Below are 18,678 nucleotides of genomic sequence, written 5' to 3' on the forward strand. Positions count from 1 at the left end.
GGTAATAACCTGTATTTTTTGCCTTTGACCCCGTGATTCCGCTACATTACCCCATTGCCCATTCATCGGACGGTCTACATGTGGTTTCTTAAATTTCTTTTTAAAAAGACGTTTGACGCTGGCTTTGTTGAAGCATTTTTTGAAGCGCTTTCTGCTCGCATTTCCGGATTGGAGCTGGTCTGGAAAAAAGGGGGAAGCGTGGTCGCAAAAAGCGATGCTACGTCGGCGGCTATCAAGCGCGGTAAGCGTACGCTCTTTTGTCAGAACGCTCGCAACGGCTGGATAGATCTTTTTGGCGCAGGGGATGACCGTCAGGTTCTGCAAGAAACGGCGATGCATTTTCAGCTTGGTAAAGAGAAGCCGGGATATGCCATCGGAGTGGTTTGTTTGATTATCTATCTGGTGTTGGTTTTCGGAACGATAACCGCGCGCGCCGGGGACGAAACCCTTGCGAGCGTCTATATTTCCCTTGTGAGCGCAGTGCTTATCATGACGGCAATGATGGTGACAAGCTACAGCGCTAACTGGTCGCATACCGCCCGCAGTCTGTGCGCAACTCTTTGGGTTTTGACGATCGTAGCAACGGCGATATCTTCTTTATTACTGTTACCGCTGGTTTGGGCTTTTAATCGCCAGCAGCTGAGTAACCTTTATAATTCGAAATCGGGGCAAGCAAACTCTTAATTGCTGAAAGAGCGGAGTCGTCGAATAGCCCTTTTCGCTACTGCGGGCATCCGTTAAACTGCCCGGCATTGATTGATTTATCAGATTATCCAAGAGGTGTGACATGTATCAGGACCTTATCCGCAGTGAGCTTAACGAAGCGGCTCAGGTGTTGGAGAAATTTCTAGCCGACAGCGCAAACATTGAAGCCATCGAACGCGCGGCGCTGCTACTGGCTCAGTCGTTTAAATCAGGCGGCAAGGTGCTCTCCTGCGGTAACGGCGGCTCTCACTGCGATGCGATGCACTTTGCTGAGGAGTTAACCGGCCGCTATCGCGAGAATCGTCCCGGCTACCCGGCTATTGCCATTTCCGATCCTAGCCACCTTTCCTGTGTCAGCAACGATTTTGGCTACGACTACGTTTTCTCTCGCTATCTTGAGGCGGTAGGGCGTGAAGGGGACGTGCTGTTTGGTCTGTCCACTTCTGGCAATTCTGCGAATATCCTCAAGGCCATTGACGCTGCGCGCGCGAAAGGAATGAAAGTTATCCTGATGACCGGAAAAGACGGCGGAAAGATGGACGGCATGGCTGATGTGGAAATTCGCGTTCCGCACTTTGGCTACGCTGACCGCATTCAGGAAATTCATATTAAGGTGATCCACATTCTGATGCTGCTGGTTGAAAAAGAGATGGAAAAATAGCCTTCGCGCTGAGTCTAAACGTGTTGAATGCTTAAGGAGGCGGGTATGTGTGAATTACTCGGGATGAGCGCAAATGTGCCAACTGACATCTGTTTCAGCTTTACCGGCCTAATGCAGCGCGGTGGGCGAACTGGGCCGCATAAAGACGGCTGGGGGATCGCTTTTTACGAAGGGAAGGGGTGCCGCACTTTTCGCGATCCCAATCCTGGCTATAACTCACCGATTGCCCGGCTGGTGCAGGAATACCCGATTAAATCCTGTGCAGTGATCTCGCATATTCGTCAGGCGAATCGCGGTTCTGTCGCGCTGGAAAATACACACCCGTTTACCCGCGAACTGTGGGGAAAGTATTGGACGTTCGCCCACAACGGGCAGCTGAAAGGCTATCGAGGGCTGAAAAGCCCTTCGTTTGAGCCCGTTGGTGAAACGGACAGTGAATATGCTTTTTGCTGGCTGCTTGAGCAGCTTAAGTCGCGTTACCCGCGGCGCCCCGCTAACTGGCCGTCAGTGTTCCGCTTTATTGCTTCATGTGCAGAGGAGCTTAGGAAAAAGGGCGTTTTCAATATGCTACTGTCTGACGGTAACTATGTGATGGCCTACTGTTCAACCAATCTGTACTGGCTGACGCGCAGAGCGCCGTTTGGCAAAGCAACGCTGCTGGATGAGGACGTAGAAATAGATTTTCAGCGGGAAACGACGCCCAATGACGTCGTGACCTTAATTGCTACACAGCCGCTGACGGGCAACGAGCAGTGGCAGAAGATTGCGCCGGGGGAGTTCGCGCTGTTCCATTTAGGTGAACGGATCCTGTAGCCCCGGTCTGATTATTGCGCGAAGGGATTGCGATTGTCTGTTGACTGTCGGTTTGCCAGCAATTCTTGCGTTGCCAGATTATAACGACCGTTTGCCACTAGCATATTTGGCGGCTGGTGGGTGCGTTCAAAAAAGTCATATCCTGGTTTTAGCTGCTGCCAAAAATCATAGTGCACTGAGTGGCTGTGGCGCTGCAGGTTTTCTTCCGTCATACGGAAGGGGAAGATGTTGACTTCTACTTGGCTTTGACCGCCAACCAGCGCGTACTCGATAAACTGGTAAATTTCGGCAATCTGCCTATTGGTCATGGCGTAACAGCCTTCAGAAACGCACTCTCCGTGCACCATCAGGTGTTTACCGGTAAAGCCGTGTTCCTGATCGAACTGGTTTGGATAGCCGAGGTTAAAGGAGCGATAGAACCGACTGTTAGGGTTTAGGCTTCCCATGGTGACCTGATAAAAGCCTTCAGGGCTTTTAAAGTCTCCCTGCGAGCGCTTAGGGCCAAGTCCGCCAGAGTAGTTACAAATCGGATAGGTTTGCACCAGACGAAAGTTTCCCTGATCTTTGATGAACAGCTCCAGTGTCTTCTCTTCTTTTATGATGCGGATATAAACCGGCTTTCCGAGAAAACGCTGCTTTTCTGGCGAGACAGGATAGGCTTCGGCCTCTTCCGTAAGAGTCGTCTGAGCGTGGCTAGAAAACACCGACAAAGGTAATAATAAACTCAGCAGCAGCAGTGTTTTGCCCATCTTTTTTCCTGTTGTTAACACGTTTTCCGTAACGAAAAAGGGAGATGTAAATAAGCGGCGGCCGAGAGGCTCCGCGTGCTATCGGGCGATAGTGTATGCCAGATGGGAAAAAAAGAGTAATGATTTTTAGTTGAAAAGCCCGATTTTAGGGGCTTTCAACGAATTATCACCGTTTTAAAACGGGTCTATTCTTCATAGTGACTTATCGACACTGTGCGCTATGCTTGCCGTGTGAAAATAGCATTTTGATTTATAGACGGTTTCGCTTTACTAACTGAGGTTTTACGTTGAACAGGTTTTCTCTCCGCCTAGCGTCTGCACTGGCGGCCGCTTCGCTGCTTTTTATTGCCGGCTGTCAGCCGGAACAGGTTTCCTTGAACGGTAAGACGATGGGGACTTCTTATTCCATCAAGTATCTTCCGGTGCCGAACGCTCACGACTCTGGACCTATTGCACAGAAGATAGACCTGCTGCTTGAAGAGGTGAATGACAGGATGTCGACCTATCGCCCCGATTCTGAGCTGAGCCGATTTAATCAAAGCCGAGCGGTAAATCAGCCTTTTCCCGTTTCTCAAGCGACAGCAAGCGTCGTAAATGAAGCGTTTCGCATCCATCATCTTAGTCAGGGCGGGCTGGATGTGACAGTTGGGCCGCTGGTGAACCTGTGGGGATTTGGCCCAGAAGTTCGCCCGGATACGCCACCGGGCGAGGCTGAAATCGCTCGCCGCCGCACTTGGGTGGGAATGGATAAGCTTCAGGTTCAGGAGAAATCCTTAATCAAGCAGGTTCCTGAACTCTATGTTGATCTGTCCGCTATTGCTAAAGGCTACGGCGTTGACGTTATCGCAGGCTATCTAGAGTCTCAGGGCATTAAAGACTATATGGTGGATATCGGCGGGGAGGTTCGGACTCGCGGCGTGAATGAAAAGCAGAAGCCTTGGCGTATTGCTATTGAAAAACCGGTTTCCGGTTCGAAGCAGCAGGTGCAGGAAATCGTTGAACCCGGAGATATGTCGGTTGCCACCTCCGGCAGCTATCGCAATTTTTTTGAGTCTGGTGGTGTGCGCTACTCCCATACGCTCGATCCCCGTACGGGCCGACCGGTAATGAACGGTGTCGTTTCCGTAACGGTGATGAGCCCATCATGCATGACGGCAGACGGTTGGGCGACGGCGCTGACAGTCTTGGGCGTAGAAAAAGGCATGGCGCTGGCTGAATCTCTAAATCTGCCGGTAATGATGATTTCTGCTTCCTCAGAAGGGCTTACAGAACATTATTCATCGACTTTCAGGGATAAGCTGGTTAAGCCTTAGCGCGCCGTTTCACTTGAGGATTGCTGCTCTTGGCTGTATATTTATACAGTTTGAGATTTAGGGGGTCACCGTGCGTAAAATTATTCATGTCGATATGGACTGCTTTTATGCCGCCGTTGAAATGCGCGACGATCCCTCGCTGGTCGATATCCCTATGGCGGTTGGCGGGCGGCGAGAGCAGCGGGGCGTTATCAGCACCGCTAACTATGTGGCGCGTCGCTATGGCGTGCACAGCGCGATGCCGGTTGCTCAGGCACTCAAGCTGTGCCCACACCTCAAGGTATTGCCCGGAAGAATGCCTCTCTATAAAGAGATTTCTCAGCAAATCCACGCTATTTTTCGCCGCTATACCTCAATGATTGAACCTCTGTCGCTGGACGAAGCCTACCTTGACGTCACTGAATGTCCTGCTTTCAACGGTTCCGCTACTTTGATAGCCAGAGACATTCGCGCTTCTATTCATCGCGAGCTAGGGCTGACTGCTTCGGCGGGGGTGGCGTCAGTCAAGTTTTTAGCGAAAATTGCCTCCGATATGAACAAGCCCAACGGGCAGTTTGTTATTGCCCCCGAGCAGGTCGAGGCGTTTTTATCCACGCTGCCGCTGACTAAGATCTCTGGCGTGGGCAGTGTGACCGGTAAACGTTTGGCAGATCTGGGACTTCACACTTGCCAAGACGTTCAGCAGTACGATCTGGCCGCTCTTCTTCGCCACTTTGGCAAGTTTGGACGAGTGCTTTATGAGCGCTGCAACGGCATTGACGAGCGAGAGGTGTGCAGCGATCGTCAGCGTAAGTCGATCGGGGTTGAAACGACCCTGTCAGAAGATATCCATAGCTGGCAGGCGTGTCTGGAGGTTATCGAGCGGCTGTATCCCGAGCTGGAAAGCCGTTTAAGCCGGGTGAGGCCAGATCTTCGCGTTGCCCGTCAGGGGGTTAAGCTAAAGTTTAACGACTTTCAGCTAACCACTCAGGAACACGTCTGGCAGCAATTGGATAAAGACGATCTGTTGGAAACGGCTGAACAGGTTTGGCGAGAGCGGCGACAAGAACGCGGTGTCCGTCTAGTGGGGCTACACGTGACACTATTAGATCCTCAAATGGAAAAGCAGCTGGCGCTGTTTAGCTAGCTGTGTAGACAACAAAAGTAGACAACAAAAAACGGCGGTTTCCCGCCGTTTGAGATTGATGACAAAGGCCTTAAATAAAGTCTACAGAGTCAAACGGAGGGAGAGTGTTACTCGCTTAGCTCGCCCTGCGGGTCAACACTCCGTGTTGCTCAACGCCTAAAGGCGTTGTCCGTTGGGGTCGACTTGGCGTAAGCCAACGACAAACCGGCTTTGCCGGTTTGAACAGCGCTTGCGCTGGCCCTGAAAGGGTGAAGCCCGAAGGGCTTCATAACGGCCCGTAGGAAGGCTATGCCCGACGCACTCCTAAAGCTAATACAAGCGCTCTTCCGGCCGAGCACAATAGCGATATGAGTAGGTTGTATTTTCGGCCGGAATATCCTCTGAAGCTAATTGAAGATGGTTTGTCAGCAGTCTGAAACGGCGGTTTCCCGCCGTTTTTTATCATTCTAATGATGAACCCAATCAGTTCTTTTCAGGAATGGACTTCAGCACCTGAGTGAGAAGCTGCCAGTAGCGGCCAACGCTGGCGATGTGAACTTGCTCATCCGGCGAGTGGGCGCCGGTGATGGTTGGCCCAATAGAAACCATATCCATTTCAGGGTAAGGGCGCTTAAACAGCCCGCACTCTAAGCCTGCGTGGATCACCATAACGTGCGGTGTGGTGCCAAACAGCGTTTTATAGCTTTCACGCACTAGATTCATTACCGGAGACGCAGGATTGGGTTCCCATCCCGGATAGCCGCCCTTGGTTTTGACTTCAGCGCCGGCCAGTTTACCCAGAGACATCAGCACTTCGACGACGTACTGTTTGCCGCTGTCAATCAGTGAGCGAATGAGGTAGAGCACCTGTGCACTATCCTGTTCGGTGGTGACTACGCCTACGTTAAGCGAAGTTTCTACAACGCCTTTTACCGAGTCGCTCATGCGCACTACGCCGTTAGGGCTGGCGTTAACTAAACCGATCAGGCTGTCTTGGCTAGCCTGAGTGAGGGCTTTAAAACCGCATTCGAAAGGTTCAACGGCCAGCGAGATACTGGCTTCTACGGCGGAAAGCTCGTGGTTGAGCAGAGTCAGGTAGTCAGCTACAGCCTGTTTGAGCGAAGAGGCTTGCGCGCTCGGTACGGCAACGACTGCAGACGCTTCACGCGGAATGGCATTGCGCAGCGTGCCGCCGTTGAGAGAAAGCAGGCGTAGGCCGAGAGCTTCGGTGTGGGCCGCCAGAAAACGCGCCATCAGCTTGTTAGCGTTGCCAAGGCCCAGATGGATATCACCGCCGGAGTGACCGCCTTTCAGGCCTTTGAGGGCGATTTTAAAGGTATCGTATCCGCCGGGCAGGGCCTCACGGGTCAGAGGCAGTGTTGTAATGCAGTCAACGCCACCGGCGCATCCCATATACACTTCACCTTCAGTTTCCGAGTCGGTATTAATCAGAATTTCGCTTTTTAACCAGCCGGGCTGAAGGCCAAATGCGCCGTCCATACCGGTTTCTTCCGTCATGGTTAACAGAACTTCAATTGGGCCATGAACTAGGCTGTCGTCAGAAAGTACTGCCAGAGCAGAGGCCATACCGATACCGTTATCGGAGCCGAGCGTAGTGCCGCGCGCCTTTAGCCATTCGCCGTCGACATAGGTTTGAATAGGGTCTTTGGTAAAGTCGTGTACGGTGTCGTCGTTTTTCTGCGGCACCATGTCCAAGTGCGCCTGAAGCACGACGGACTTGCGGTTTTCCATGCCCGGCGTAGCGGGCTTACGAAGCAGAATGTTACCGACGGCGTCGCGTTCGGCGAACAGGTTTTTCCCTTTCGCCCAGCTGACAATATGCTGAGCCAGCGCTTCTTCATGTTTGGAGGGGTGAGGGATAGAGCAGATAGTTGCGAAGTGTTGCCACAGGTGCTGTGGGGTAAGTTGTGATATATCAGACACAATAGATCTCCTGTAACGATTTTTTTCTTTTTAACGGGCAGAGGCCCCGTTGCCGTAGGAAATAGTTTTTCGCTTTGTATACGTAGCATATTAACCGCAGATGCAGCGCGAGAGGTAGCCATTTTTGGCGGTAATGAGCGTAATAAAAAGAGATTTGAGATAAATTGAGACTGGGGTAAAACGACTTCATCACATCAGGAACTTTTCTCTAGTAGAAGCTCTGGTTTTTATCGGCGACGATCTTTATAATTCCCCCCAACTTTTTTCCCCTGATCCATTAGCTAAAGCCGCGCTTTGTCGGCTGGGACTCTCTTTATATGAGCGAAAAATACATCGTCACTTGGGATATGTTACAGATAGAAGCCCGTAAACTGGCTACTCGTCTGCTGCCTAGAGAACAGTGGAAAGGCATTATTGCCGTTAGTCGCGGCGGCCTGGTGCCAGCGGCGCTTTTAGCCCGCGAGCTCAGCATTCGCTACGTGGATACCGTTTGTATCTCCAGCTATGACCACGACAACCAGCGTGAAATGAATGTGCTCAAGCGGGCAGAAGGGGACGGTGAAGGTTTCATCGTCGTTGACGACCTGGTTGATACTGGCGGAACGGCTAAGGCCATTCGCGATATGTACCCGAAAGCGCGCTTTGTGACTATTTTCGCCAAGCCGGCCGGTAAGCCGCTGGTGGACGACTATGTGGTTGATATCCCGCAGGACACTTGGATTGAGCAGCCGTGGGATATGGGCATCACTTTTGTTAAGCCTATCGGCGATCGCTGATACAGCTTCAGACATAAAGGCGGGCGTCGTTCACTGAGCGGCGCCCGTTTTTTTTCGCCTGTCAGCCACTGACATTTTGATGTCTGAATTTTTTGAGAGCTAAAAGTATAAACGCCCGCAATGCGGGCGTTTTAGCCTGAAGTGACGCGATTAGAGCGACTTCAAAATTCGGCTCAGTAGCTTGATACGCGGGATAATGCTGTCCAGTTCAACGTATTCCGTTGAGCTGTGGAAGTCAGCGCCGATAGGACCGAAACCGTCCAGAGAAGGAACGCCCAGCGCGGCGGTGTGGTTGGCGTCAGAGCCTCCGCCAACGGCAAGCCAGTTAATGGCAATATCTTCTTCTTTACCGCATTTCTCCACCAGCGCCATCAGTTTTTCAGTGTCTTCACTCGGTGACATAGCAGGCGTATGCGCCAGCTCGGTGACGGTCGCTGTGACGTCCTCCACATAGGCACGGGTAGCCATATCGTTGATGGCTTTACTGATGCGATGATACTCGTCGTTGTTCCAGAAGCGAACGTCAACAACGGCCTGAGCTTTGTCTGGAACGATGTTAGCCGCATCGCCGCCTTTAATGACGCCAACGTTTAGCGTAGTGCCCAGTTCTTTATTGCCCAGTTGGTTAATCGCCAGTACCCAGTTGGCCAGCTCGGTAATCGCAGAACGGCCTTTTTCCGGCGAGTTGCCCGCGTGAGCAGCGCGACCGTGGAAGTCGATGCAATAGCGGATCATGCCTTTACGAGCCTTGACCAGTGAACCGTCGGCGCGCGCTGCTTCTGCTACCAGCACACAGCGGCTTTGCTTGGCATACTTGCCAATCCACTCGTGAGAGTAAACGGAGCCGGTTTCTTCGTCTGGGTTCATGGTTACGGCAATGGACAGACGCTCTATGTCTTTGTCGTCCAGCGCGCGCAGCGCCCAAAGAATGTTCATCAGGCCAGACTTCATGTCTGCTGCGCCGGGGCCATACAGACGTGTTGCGTCGGTTGACATCGGTCTTTCTGCAGCGGTTCCCGGTGGGAATACGGTATCCATATGGCCTACCAGCAGGACGTCGTACTGGGTGGCGTTTGGTTTGTTGGTTGCGAAAACGCCAGGGCCGACTTCTTTACCTAAGTCGACAATTTCTGCATGCCAGCCCAGGTCTTGGTATTTTTTAGCCATAATATCGGCAATAACGGCAACGCCTTCAGTGGTTTGCGTACCGCAGTCCACGTTGACTAAAGGGCGAAGTTCATCAAGATATTTTTCTAACTGCATGAGATATCCTTATTTTTTGATTCCACCGCGCTGGTGCGCGGTGGCGAGATTGGTGGTTTTTAAACCGGCAGAAAAGGGCTTTTAGCCAATGAAGATTTTCATCAGGAACATGGCAATAAAGGCGTTAATCACTGACACAACGATCATGACAGGGATCTTGCTGGCCTTAGTTCCGATAACGCCAAGAATACGACCTGCGTATTGAATTTGAGAACCCATCAGGTAGATAGCCGGAGCCAGAATGGCCAAGTGCTCACCGCTCAGCGTGCCGTTGGCATACAGGCTTACGGCAACACCGATACCGCCGCCCATGGACATCCAGCCGCCGATAAGTACCGCAGCGGCTTCGCCCGGTAGGCCGAACAGGTTCATCAGCGGAGCAAAGATAAAGCCCAGGCCTTTCAGGGCACCGGTAATTTCTAACGCCTTGATGATGACGAAAGCCATCAGTACGTTTGGCAGGGTGCTTGACGTTGCGATCCCCCATCCTTTGCGAGCGCCAGCGACGAAAACGTCGGTAATCATAGGCTTGCTTTCATTTGACATTGTCTTGATATCCTTAAATTCCGTATGGGTTACGCGTTAGTCGCTTCTTTTTTAGTGGTCAGGCTCAGATAGAGGCGGAATATGTTCGTGCCGACGATCTTCATGACGAACATAACGCAAATGCATAAACCAATAGAGGCCGGTACGGCAGGGGTATTGTCTACGGTCATCAGCGTAAACAGCACCGCGCCGGAAGAGAAAAAGTTGGTGATCATGGCGCCAGCGGAGAACTGGAACATAGTGATCAGGTCTTTTTCTTTTTCCGTCAGTTGGCCTTCGTCAACCAGTGAGCGAGTCAGCGATGCGCCGACGTCGGTGCTCTGTAGGCTACCGATAATAGCCAGGCCGGTTGAACCAGGGATACCTAACAGAGGGCGAAGCAGGGGAGTGAGCAGCTTGCGAGCCGCGTTCAGAGCCCCATAGTGTTCCAGAACGTTAATCATGCCCAGAGCAAACATCACTGAAGGGATCAGGCCAAAGGCGAACAGGAAACCGTCCATTGCGCCGTTGCCGCCTGCACCGCGAAACGTGGTTTTGGCGACGTTAATTGCGCCGTCAGCCTGAGTGACGTTTGCGGTTACTTTACCGAACGCACCGTTAAGGGTCGTAAAGTCAAAAACAGACCACCATTCTTTTCCCCCTAACAGGCCAGAAAAGAACACCATGGCGAAAATGAGAGAGATATAGGCGCCGATTCCAACTTTGGATTCCTCCGGTTGGGTAGGCTTAGTACTTTCTTGAGACATATGAGATTCCCTGATAAAAAACTATCGTGTAGTTATTTGGCGATCGTTTATCGTTATTCCAGATTGGCATTCTTTTTATTTTGATCGCAATTGTAAATACTACAGATCACGCTTCCGTAATATTTTCTACCTGACCGTGCACTTTTTGTGCGGTTGATAATAATATGCTGCTGATGTGTCTATTTTGTTAATTTATCAAGGCGGTATAGATAAATGAGCAGCTTGAATACGTAGGATTGGTACTTATCCGATAATTCAGAGATTTATGTATTTTTATGCGCTATTCGTGCATACTTTCAGACATTAGCCATAAAACAGTTAACGAATTAACGATAAGGATAAAGCTATGTTTAAACGTCTTTCCATTTTCGGTGCCTGTCTGGCAGCCGCTCTGTGTACGCTACCGGCGGCGAATGCTGCGGATCCTACTTATGTGGTAGGTTCAGGCGGAACCTATCGCCCGTTTGAGTTTGAAAATAGCAAGAAAGAGCTTGAAGGGTTTGATATCGATGTGATTTCCGCCATTGCTAAAGCGGAAAACTTTAACATCAAGCTGGTGAATACCCCTTGGGAAGGCATTTTTGCAACGCTGGGCAGCGGCGATCGCGACATTATTATTTCCGGTATCACCATTACCGACAAGCGTAAGCAGATGGTTGACTTCTCTTCTCCCTATTTCCCTGCAGAGCAGGCCATTGTCGTGCCAAAAGGCAAGACTATCGGCGGCATTGCCGATCTGAAACCGCTGAAAGTCGGCGTAGTAAACTCCAGTACCGGCGATATCGTTGTTTCTGACGTGCTGGGTAAAAACAGTACCGCTATCAAGCGTTTCGACAATACTCCACTGATGCTGCAAGAGCTGTATGAAGACGGCATTGATGCGGCAGTAGGTGACGTGGGGGTGGCCAAGTTCTACATTAAAAACCACCCCGATAAAGAGTTTAATCTGGTCTCTGACGCCAAGTTTGAGCGCCAGTACTTCGGTATCGCTGTTGCCAAAGGCAACGACGACCTGCGTAACAAGATCAACTCCGGTCTGAAAAAGATTATCGCTGACGGCACCTATGCGAAAATCTACCAAAAGTGGTTTGATAACGACGTTCCGGCACTGCCTGCCGAATAACTGATTTTTTAGTCACTGCGTTCAGGGCGATTGATTCGCCCTGAACGCTTTTTAACTACAGGTTCTTTTTTTATGTCAGGATTTCGCTGGGAGATAATCCAGGAATATGCTCCTTTGTTTGCCGAAGGGGCATTGATGACCGTCAAGTGCACCATCATCTGCGTGATTTTAGGGGTAAGCTGGGGGTTGGTTCTGGGGCTAGGAGGTCTGGCCCGCGCGCCGCGCAGCCGAGGAATGGATCTGTTCCTGCGCACTTTTGTCCAGTGGCCGGTTAAGATTTACGTTAGTGCCTTTCGCGGTACACCGCTGTTTGTTCAAATCATGGTAGTGCACTTCGCGCTGATCCCGCTGCTGATTAATCCTCGTGACGGGTTGCTGGTGTCCAGCGGCATTATGTCAATAGACTTCGCCCGCATGCTGCGTTCGGAATATGGCGCGTTCCTCTCCTGCGTTGTCGCCATTACGCTAAACGCGGGTGCCTACGTTTCCGAGATTTTCCGCGCTGGGATTGAGTCTATCGATAAAGGGCAGATGGAAGCGTCCCGCTCTCTCGGTATGACCTATGGCAAAACCATGCGCAAGATTATTCTGCCGCAGGCGTTTCGTCGCATGCTGCCGCCGCTGGGGAATAACGCGATTGCTATCGTAAAAGATTCGTCGCTGGCGTCCGCCATTGGCCTTGCCGATCTGGCTTATGCCGCCAGAACCGTATCCGGCGCCTATGCCAGCTACTGGGAACCCTACCTGACAATATCAATTGTGTACTGGGTGATTACGTTCTTACTCTCTTTGATGGTAAGGCATATGGAAAAGAGGTTAGGCAGAAGTGATTAAGATCCGTAATTTACAAAAACAGTTCGGTAAAATTCACGTTTTACGCGGTATTTCCTGCGATATCGCCGCCAATGAGGTGGTGTGTATTATTGGCCCTTCAGGCTCGGGGAAAAGTACCTTTCTGCGCTGCATGAACGCGCTGGAAGAGATGAGCGACGGCGAGATTTTTATTAACGGGTTTGCGGTTCACGATAGGAAAACCAATCTCAATCATCTGCGCGAGAGCGTTGGCATGGTTTTTCAGCGCTTTAACCTGTTTCCCCACATGACGGTGTTAGAGAACCTCATTCTGGCGCCAATGGACATTAAAAAGCTGTCGCGCGCTCAGGCGGTAGAAAGAGCCGAAAAGCTGTTGCAGAAAGTCGGGCTGTTGGACAAGATTGACGCCTATCCTAGCCAGCTTTCCGGCGGGCAGCAGCAGCGCGTTGCCATTGCGCGAGCGCTGGCGATGGAGCCCAAGGTCATGCTGTTTGATGAACCCACCTCTGCGCTGGATCCCGAGCTGGTGGGGGAGGTGTTAACGGTGATGAAATCTCTGGCTCACGAGGGGATGACGATGGTTGTTGTAACCCATGAGATGGGCTTCGCCAAAGATGTGGCAGACCGAGTAATCTTTATCGACCAGGGCATCATTCAGGAAGAGGATGTGCCTGAGAAGCTGTTTACATCACCGTCAAGCGAAAGAACCCGTGCGTTCTTGAGTAAAGTGCTGTAAGCCGAATCGGCAGGGTGAAGAATAAACAACGGTTACCGCTGCGGTAGCCGTTTTTTTTACCTCTAAACGCGCGCGAAAGCGACACAGCGCGTACACTGTGAGCGTATAACGATAAGAGCGAGCACAATATGAAAATCTGGGCGTTAGGCGATGCTGTCGTTGACCTGTTGCCACAGGGGCATCAGCAGTACGAAGCCTGTGCTGGCGGTGCTCCGGCAAACGTCGCTGTTGGCGTTTCTCGGCTAGGCGTGTCTTCCGGCTTTATAGGTCGGGTCGGTGACGATCCCTTTGGCCTTTTTATGCGCGAGTCTTTGGAAGAGAACGGCGTAGACTGCCAGCACGTTGAGCAAGATGAACATCATCGAACCAGTACCACCTTGGTTTCATTAGAAAAGAGCGGCGAGCGCAGCTTTACGTTTCTTGTGAATCCTCCGGCAGACCGCTTTCTTGCCCGTCGCAGTTTGCCTTCTAAAGAGGCCGACTTGCTGCACTCCTGCTCACTGGCTTTAGTGGGGGGCTCCTGCCGTGAAGCGCTATGGGCGCTGACGGAGCAGGTAAAGCAGCAAAAGGGAATTGTGAGCTTTGACGTCAACCTCCGCAGCCAGATGTGGGATGACGCAGTTGTTATGAAGCAAGAGATTGTGCGTTACAGCCAGCAGGCAGACATTCTCAAACTGTCGGAAAGCGAGCTGTTTTGGCTGACATCGACCCGCGATGGGGATTGGAAAAGCGCCCTTGATGCGCTTCGCGCTTATCCTGCGGAGCTAAAAGCGATCACCTGCGGTAGCGACGGCGGCATCGTACTTTACCGTGGAGAAACTTTCCGATTCAACGCCTATTCGACCACCAGTATCGATACTACAGGTGCCGGAGATGCCTTTGTGGCCGGGCTTTTGACGGGTATTACGCTGCGCGGTTTTCCTCAAACAGATGAGACTTTGTCTGGGCTGATCAGCCGAGCCAGCGCCTGTGGTGCGCTATCCGTTTCGCAAAAGGGCGCCTGGCGAGGACTGCCGACCGCAGAACAGCTGCAACAGTTTCTCTCTCTTTACCCGACTTTCCGTATGGAGTCTGTCGGCCAGTTATGGGATGATTAGCCGGTTTTTTGGGGGATGGGATGAAGAAACTTACACTGTTACTGGTGATCCTGCTGGGCTGGCTTCAGTATTCGCTGTGGCTGGGCAAGAATGGATTGCATGACTATGTCCGCGTTGACGAAGATATTGCCCGACAGTTGGACAACAACGCTAAGCTAAAATCGCGCAACGAAAGGCTGTTTGCTGAAATCAACGATTTAAAAGGCGGGCAGGAAGCGATTGACGAGCGAGCGCGCAGCGAGCTGGGCATGATTAAGCCCGGAGAGAGTTTTTATCGCATCATTCCTGAACAGGGCGGTAAGAAGTAGATGGTTCAAGCGGCTTCCCTCCATCCACGCACCGTCGCGATTTTACCGGCCGCCGGTATCGGCAGCCGAATGCAGTGTGACTTCCCCAAACAGTATTTGACCATTGGTACAAAAACCATTCTTGAGTACGCCGTCAGCGCTCTGTTAGAACACCGCGCGGTGGAGCAGGTCATCATCGCGCTTCATCCAGAAGACAGCTATTTTTCTTCATTACCGATTGCAGCCGATCCGCGGGTGTCTACCGCTATCGGCGGTGCCGAACGGGCGGATTCAGTGATGGCGGGCCTGGCTCAGGCACGGTCTGTCGGCGCTGACTGGGTGCTTGTACACGATGCCGCTCGCCCATGCCTGCACTATGACGATTTAGAAACGTTAATCACCACGGTTTATCGCGGGCGTCAGGGCGGAATTCTAGCTATGCCGGTGAAAGACACCATGAAGCGAGCGATTGACGGCGAGTCAGCTATTGCCCACACGGTGGATCGACGCGGTCTGTGGCACGCGATGACGCCACAAATGTTTCCTCTTGAACTGCTTTACGACTGCATGTCGCAGGCCATTAACGACGGCGTGAGCCTGACAGATGAGGCTTCCGCGCTGGAGTACTGCGGCTATCATCCGCTGCTGGTGCCGGGGCGTTCTGACAATATCAAAGTGACGCGCCCGGAAGACTTGGCGCTAGCAACGTTTTATCTTACCCATCAAGACTAAGAAGGAGTGTGCCTGTGCGCATTGGTCACGGCTTTGACGTTCACAAGTTTGGCGGCGAAGGGCCGTTAATCATCGGCGGCGTTGCTATCCCCTATGAGTTTGGGCTGCTGGCGCATTCTGACGGTGATGTCGTGCTTCACGCGCTGACTGACGCCCTGCTGGGTGCCGCAGCGCTGGGAGATATTGGAAAACTGTTTCCCGATACGGATCCTGCCTATAAAGGGGCAGACAGCCGAGTACTATTAAGAGAAGCCTTCCGTCGTATCAAGGAAAAAGGCTATCTCATCGGCAACGTTGACGTCACGATTATCGCTCAGGCACCGAAAATGGCGCCCCATATTCCTCAAATGCGGGTCAATATTGCTGAAGATCTCGGCTGTCACATTGACGATGTCAACGTGAAGGCGACCACCACTGAACAGCTGGGCTTTACCGGTCGTAAAGAGGGAATCGCCTGTGAAGCCGTTGCTCTGCTGGTAAAGGCGTGAGCGAGATGCTGATAACGCCCGTTTGGCTTTACGGTCAGCCTGCTTCGAGCGGGGCGATTAAGGCCTGCCCGGAAGACTTCTGTGTTCGGGAAGACCTAGGCTTTTCTTTTGACGGCGACGGCGAACACGTCATGGTATACCTGCGCAAGACGGGATATAACACCCAGTTTGTTGCTGACAGCCTAGCAAAGTTTGCACGCATTTCTGCCCGTGCTGTGAGCTATGCCGGTCTTAAAGATCGCCAGGCCGTTACTGAACAGTGGTTTTGCCTACAGATGCCCGGTAAAGATACTCCGGACTTCTCCGGCTTTTCTCTAGAAGGCTGTGAGGTACTCAACGTCGTGCGCCACCGGCGCAAGCTTCGCATCGGCGCGCTCAAGGGCAACCGGTTTGCTCTGGTGTTACGGCAAATAAATAACCGTGACGACGTAGAAGCGAGACTGCTACAGGTTCAAGCTCACGGGGTTCCCAACTATTTTGGCGAACAGCGGTTTGGCCGTAACGGCAACAATCTGGTTATGGCTCGCAAGTGGGCGAACGGTGAGATTGAGGTGCGGGAGCGTAGCAAGCGCAGTTTTTACCTGTCCGCCGCGCGAAGCGCCGTGTTTAATCAGGCAGTGAGTCAGCGCATCGAAGGCGGTTTTCATCGTCAGGTTTTATTAGGTGACGCGGTGGGTCTTACCGGAAGCGGCAGCTGGTTTACGGTGACTCAGGATGAGCTTGAAAGCGCTCAACAGCGCCTGAATGATGGGGATGTGTATATTACTGCACCGCTTCCCGGTGACGGTGAGCCAGGTAGCCGGGACGAAGCGCTGGCCTTTGAGCAAAAAGTCCTGACGGCCAACGGTGAGGCGATGGCTTTGCTGGCTAGAGAGCGTGTAGCTCCTGCTCGTCGGGCACTGCTGGTTGTTCCTCAGAATATGACGTGGCGCTGGTCGGACAGCGAAACGCTCCATCTAAACTTTGATCTACCTGCGGGCAGTTTTGCTACCAGCGTGGTCCGTGAGCTTGTCCGCTCGCCGACAGATGGTCTGCCGGACGCGTAGCTCCCCTGTATTTCCCGTGCGTTGTTCATTTTCCTGAGTGTGCAGATGGGGTTATAATCGAGAAAGTCTTGGCCGCAGTTGTGCTGCGGCTCTCCTTCAAAAGATACGAGCCTAATTGACAGCATGAGAATACTTCTGAGCAACGATGACGGGATAAGCGCGCCGGGATCCAGACGCTGGCTGAGTCTTTGCGCCAGTTTGCTCAGGTGCAGCTTGTGGCTCCGGATCGCAACTGCAGCGGCTCATCCAATGCGTTAACGCTGGAAATGCCGCTAAAAATTCACACGCTAAGCAACGGTGATATTGCCGTGCGCGGAACGCCAACCGACTGTGTTTATCTGGGGGTTAACGCTCTAATGACGCCTCGCCCGGACATTGTGGTTTCCGGCATTAACGCTGGGGCGAACCTCGGTGACGACGTTATCTATTCAGGAACCGTTGCTGCCGCGATGGAAGGGCGCCACTTGGGGCTACCCGCGTTAGCGGTTTCTCTTGACGGTCACCGCTACTTTGATACGGCCGCAGCGGTAACTCGCCGCCTGCTGACGGCGCTGGCGCAAGAGCCGCTTCGCACAGGGCGGATATTAAACGTTAACGTTCCCGATCTGCCTCTGGACGAGATTAAAGGGTTCAAAGTGACCCGCTGTGGTCGCCGCCATCCGGCGGAACGGGTGATCCACCAGCAGGATCCGCGAGGCAACGATCTTTACTGGATTGGCCCACCGGGAGAGAAAGATGATTCTGGCGAAGATACGGATTTCGCAGCCATAGAGCAGGGATATGTCTCAATTACGCCGCTTCAGGTTGATTTAACGGCCTATGCCGCTCAAGATGTTATTCATCAGTGGTTAACGCAAGCGAAGGTTATTTGAGTATGCCGAGTAAACGCGTACAGACAATGCTAAAGCAGCTTGTTGGTTTGGGGATCCGCGATGAGCGAGTCCTACAGGCCTTGGCTTCGGTTCCCCGAGAGCGCTTTATCGATGAGGCGCTTTCTCACCAGGCTTACGATAACACTGCACTGCCCATTGGCGCAGGCCAAACTATTTCGCAGCCCTATATGGTGGCGAAAATGACGGAGCTCTTAAAGCTGACGCCGGATTCGACAGTGCTGGAGATTGGCACGGGTTCAGGCTATCAAACGGCGGTGTTAGCGCATTTAGTACAACACGTTTACTCTGTTGAACGCATAAAAAGCCTGCAGTGGCAGGCTAAAAGGCGCCTTAAGCAGCTTGATCTGCATAACGTGTCAACCCGGCACGGCGACGGCTGGGAGGGGTGGGCGGTGCGTGGCCCATTCAACGCCATTATTGTCACTGCGGCACCTGATGAGATCCCTTCTTCGTTGTTAGGGCAACTGGCGGACGGCGGACGTATGGTCTTGCCGGTAGGAGCGGCGCAGCAGTCGCAGCTTTTACAGCTGGTACAGCGTCAGGGGGAGCAGTATGTGGTTGATACGATTGAAACCGTGCGCTTTGTTCCCATGCTAAAAGGGGACGTTGCCTAGCTTTATCGTCAGTGGAGCGCCAACCGTATTGTAGAAATAGGTAAATTACACGTGTTGCATTTGACGAAAAATGACGATGGATATAGGGTTCATCGTGGAAGAAACTCTTACACTGACTCTAAGGTCGGGTAAAAGCCGGATAGCCGTCGTAAAGCATTTCGCGATTACGACGAGAAATAGCTGCAGCTGTGTTCTGGCCGTTTAAGGCCACAGAGCCAGTTTGACGGC

20 protein-coding genes and 1 pseudogene are annotated in these 18,678 nt (G+C 52.3%); 16 read left to right on the forward strand and 5 right to left on the reverse strand.

Annotation, left to right across the window (positions count from 1 at the left end):
* The first annotated feature begins 78 nt into the window (after nucleotides 1-78).
* From DQM29_RS05330 to DQM29_RS05340, 3 genes are all read left to right on the forward strand, one after another.
* Complete coding sequence (locus DQM29_RS05330; protein ID WP_111739641.1) at nucleotides 79-684, forward strand: hypothetical protein; 606 nt, start codon at nucleotides 79-81, stop codon at nucleotides 682-684.
* Between the two features lie 103 nt (nucleotides 685-787).
* Nucleotides 788-1,366, forward strand: coding sequence for a D-sedoheptulose 7-phosphate isomerase (gene lpcA, locus DQM29_RS05335; protein ID WP_111739642.1), 579 nt, complete (start codon nucleotides 788-790; stop codon nucleotides 1,364-1,366).
* 45 nt (nucleotides 1,367-1,411) lie between these two features.
* The gene (locus DQM29_RS05340; RefSeq protein ID WP_111739643.1) at nucleotides 1,412-2,179 is read left to right on the forward strand and encodes a class II glutamine amidotransferase; all 768 of its coding nucleotides are present in this window, start codon (nucleotides 1,412-1,414) and stop codon (nucleotides 2,177-2,179) included.
* Nucleotides 2,180-2,190: 11 nt separating this feature from the next.
* On the opposite strand, the gene DQM29_RS05345 is transcribed toward DQM29_RS05340, so the two are convergent.
* Nucleotides 2,191-2,928 (reverse strand): L,D-transpeptidase family protein, encoded by a 738-nt coding sequence (locus tag DQM29_RS05345; protein WP_111739644.1) that lies wholly within the window; start codon nucleotides 2,926-2,928, stop codon nucleotides 2,191-2,193.
* Nucleotides 2,929-3,215: 287 nt separating this feature from the next.
* Between DQM29_RS05345 and DQM29_RS05350 the strand changes: the two genes are divergently transcribed.
* Both DQM29_RS05350 and dinB read left to right on the forward strand, forming a co-directional pair.
* Nucleotides 3,216-4,241, forward strand: coding sequence for an FAD:protein FMN transferase (locus tag DQM29_RS05350; RefSeq protein ID WP_232054862.1), 1,026 nt, complete (start codon nucleotides 3,216-3,218; stop codon nucleotides 4,239-4,241).
* A gap of 70 nt (nucleotides 4,242-4,311) precedes the next feature.
* Nucleotides 4,312-5,367: a DNA polymerase IV gene (gene dinB / locus DQM29_RS05355; RefSeq protein ID WP_111739645.1), complete on the forward strand. Its 1,056-nt coding sequence runs from the start codon at nucleotides 4,312-4,314 to the stop codon at nucleotides 5,365-5,367.
* Nucleotides 5,368-5,829: 462 nt separating this feature from the next.
* Here the strand turns inward: dinB and DQM29_RS05360 are convergent, their stop codons facing one another.
* Nucleotides 5,830-7,290, reverse strand: a complete 1,461-nt coding sequence (locus DQM29_RS05360) for an aminoacyl-histidine dipeptidase (protein WP_111739646.1) — start codon at nucleotides 7,288-7,290, stop codon at nucleotides 5,830-5,832.
* Nucleotides 7,291-7,607: 317 nt separating this feature from the next.
* On the opposite strand from DQM29_RS05360, the gene gpt reads away from it, so the two are divergent.
* Nucleotides 7,608-8,066: a xanthine phosphoribosyltransferase gene (gene gpt, locus DQM29_RS05365; protein WP_111739647.1), complete on the forward strand. Its 459-nt coding sequence runs from the start codon at nucleotides 7,608-7,610 to the stop codon at nucleotides 8,064-8,066.
* Nucleotides 8,067-8,216: 150 nt separating this feature from the next.
* On the opposite strand, the gene DQM29_RS05370 is transcribed toward gpt, so the two are convergent.
* The 3 genes from DQM29_RS05370 to DQM29_RS05380 form a co-directional block, all read right to left on the reverse strand.
* Nucleotides 8,217-9,329, reverse strand: coding sequence for a M20 family metallopeptidase (locus DQM29_RS05370; RefSeq protein WP_111739648.1), 1,113 nt, complete (start codon nucleotides 9,327-9,329; stop codon nucleotides 8,217-8,219).
* 81 nt (nucleotides 9,330-9,410) lie between these two features.
* A complete protein-coding gene (locus tag DQM29_RS05375; protein WP_111739649.1) occupies nucleotides 9,411-9,875 on the reverse strand; it encodes a YjiG family protein in 465 nt (154 codons plus the stop codon).
* A gap of 29 nt (nucleotides 9,876-9,904) precedes the next feature.
* On the reverse strand, nucleotides 9,905-10,621 hold the full coding sequence (locus DQM29_RS05380) for a nucleoside recognition domain-containing protein (protein WP_111739650.1): 717 nt from the start codon (nucleotides 10,619-10,621) through the stop codon (nucleotides 9,905-9,907).
* Nucleotides 10,622-10,967: 346 nt separating this feature from the next.
* On the opposite strand from DQM29_RS05380, the gene DQM29_RS05385 reads away from it, so the two are divergent.
* The 10 genes and pseudogenes from DQM29_RS05385 to DQM29_RS05430 all read left to right on the forward strand — a co-directional run bounded on the left by DQM29_RS05385 (nucleotide 10,968) and on the right by DQM29_RS05430 (nucleotide 18,450).
* Entirely contained in the window at nucleotides 10,968-11,744 is a 777-nt protein-coding gene (locus DQM29_RS05385) for a basic amino acid ABC transporter substrate-binding protein (RefSeq protein ID WP_111739651.1), read from the forward strand.
* Between the two features lie 72 nt (nucleotides 11,745-11,816).
* The gene (locus DQM29_RS05390; protein WP_111739652.1) at nucleotides 11,817-12,578 is read left to right on the forward strand and encodes an amino acid ABC transporter permease; all 762 of its coding nucleotides are present in this window, start codon (nucleotides 11,817-11,819) and stop codon (nucleotides 12,576-12,578) included.
* The gene (locus DQM29_RS05395) at nucleotides 12,571-13,293 is read left to right on the forward strand and encodes an amino acid ABC transporter ATP-binding protein (protein ID WP_111739653.1); all 723 of its coding nucleotides are present in this window, start codon (nucleotides 12,571-12,573) and stop codon (nucleotides 13,291-13,293) included. Before DQM29_RS05390 ends, DQM29_RS05395 begins: the two co-directional genes overlap by 8 nt.
* Nucleotides 13,294-13,421: 128 nt before the next feature.
* The gene (locus tag DQM29_RS05400; protein WP_111739654.1) at nucleotides 13,422-14,390 is read left to right on the forward strand and encodes an aminoimidazole riboside kinase; all 969 of its coding nucleotides are present in this window, start codon (nucleotides 13,422-13,424) and stop codon (nucleotides 14,388-14,390) included.
* 20 nt (nucleotides 14,391-14,410) lie between these two features.
* On the forward strand, nucleotides 14,411-14,698 hold the full coding sequence (ftsB, locus tag DQM29_RS05405) for a cell division protein FtsB (RefSeq protein ID WP_111739655.1): 288 nt from the start codon (nucleotides 14,411-14,413) through the stop codon (nucleotides 14,696-14,698).
* Nucleotides 14,699-15,409: a 2-C-methyl-D-erythritol 4-phosphate cytidylyltransferase gene (gene ispD / locus DQM29_RS05410; protein WP_111739656.1), complete on the forward strand. Its 711-nt coding sequence runs from the start codon at nucleotides 14,699-14,701 to the stop codon at nucleotides 15,407-15,409.
* Between the two features lie 14 nt (nucleotides 15,410-15,423).
* A complete protein-coding gene (ispF, locus tag DQM29_RS05415; protein WP_111739657.1) occupies nucleotides 15,424-15,897 on the forward strand; it encodes a 2-C-methyl-D-erythritol 2,4-cyclodiphosphate synthase in 474 nt (157 codons plus the stop codon).
* Between the two features lie 5 nt (nucleotides 15,898-15,902).
* On the forward strand, nucleotides 15,903-16,943 hold the full coding sequence (gene truD / locus DQM29_RS05420; protein ID WP_111739658.1) for a tRNA pseudouridine(13) synthase TruD: 1,041 nt from the start codon (nucleotides 15,903-15,905) through the stop codon (nucleotides 16,941-16,943).
* Nucleotides 16,944-17,066: 123 nt separating this feature from the next.
* Nucleotides 17,067-17,815: pseudogene (gene surE / locus DQM29_RS05425) on the forward strand (5'/3'-nucleotidase SurE).
* 2 nt (nucleotides 17,816-17,817) lie between these two features.
* Nucleotides 17,818-18,450 (forward strand): protein-L-isoaspartate(D-aspartate) O-methyltransferase, encoded by a 633-nt coding sequence (locus tag DQM29_RS05430; protein WP_111739659.1) that lies wholly within the window; start codon nucleotides 17,818-17,820, stop codon nucleotides 18,448-18,450.
* Nucleotides 18,451-18,678 lie beyond the last annotated feature (228 nt).

It is taken from the genome of Leminorella richardii, from assembly GCF_900478135.1.
In the GTDB taxonomy this organism is placed as follows: Bacteria; Pseudomonadota; Gammaproteobacteria; order Enterobacterales; family Enterobacteriaceae; genus Leminorella; species Leminorella richardii.

Coding starts and splice junctions, on each gene's coding strand:
- truD (WP_111739658.1), top strand. CDS start 15,903: ATGCTGATAACGCCCGTTTGGCTTTACGGTCAGCCTGCTTCGAGCGGG.
- DQM29_RS05370 (WP_111739648.1), bottom strand. CDS start 9,329: ATGCAGTTAGAAAAATATCTTGATGAACTTCGCCCTTTAGTCAACGTG.
- ftsB (WP_111739655.1), top strand. CDS start 14,411: ATGAAGAAACTTACACTGTTACTGGTGATCCTGCTGGGCTGGCTTCAG.
- DQM29_RS05330 (WP_111739641.1), top strand. CDS start 79: ATGTGGTTTCTTAAATTTCTTTTTAAAAAGACGTTTGACGCTGGCTTT.
- DQM29_RS05390 (WP_111739652.1), top strand. CDS start 11,817: ATGTCAGGATTTCGCTGGGAGATAATCCAGGAATATGCTCCTTTGTTT.
- DQM29_RS05380 (WP_111739650.1), bottom strand. CDS start 10,621: ATGTCTCAAGAAAGTACTAAGCCTACCCAACCGGAGGAATCCAAAGTT.
- DQM29_RS05340 (WP_111739643.1), top strand. CDS start 1,412: ATGTGTGAATTACTCGGGATGAGCGCAAATGTGCCAACTGACATCTGT.
- DQM29_RS05385 (WP_111739651.1), top strand. CDS start 10,968: ATGTTTAAACGTCTTTCCATTTTCGGTGCCTGTCTGGCAGCCGCTCTG.
- gpt (WP_111739647.1), top strand. CDS start 7,608: ATGAGCGAAAAATACATCGTCACTTGGGATATGTTACAGATAGAAGCC.
- DQM29_RS05345 (WP_111739644.1), bottom strand. CDS start 2,928: ATGGGCAAAACACTGCTGCTGCTGAGTTTATTATTACCTTTGTCGGTG.
- ispD (WP_111739656.1), top strand. CDS start 14,699: ATGGTTCAAGCGGCTTCCCTCCATCCACGCACCGTCGCGATTTTACCG.
- DQM29_RS05400 (WP_111739654.1), top strand. CDS start 13,422: ATGAAAATCTGGGCGTTAGGCGATGCTGTCGTTGACCTGTTGCCACAG.
- DQM29_RS05430 (WP_111739659.1), top strand. CDS start 17,818: ATGCCGAGTAAACGCGTACAGACAATGCTAAAGCAGCTTGTTGGTTTG.
- DQM29_RS05375 (WP_111739649.1), bottom strand. CDS start 9,875: ATGTCAAATGAAAGCAAGCCTATGATTACCGACGTTTTCGTCGCTGGC.
- lpcA (WP_111739642.1), top strand. CDS start 788: ATGTATCAGGACCTTATCCGCAGTGAGCTTAACGAAGCGGCTCAGGTG.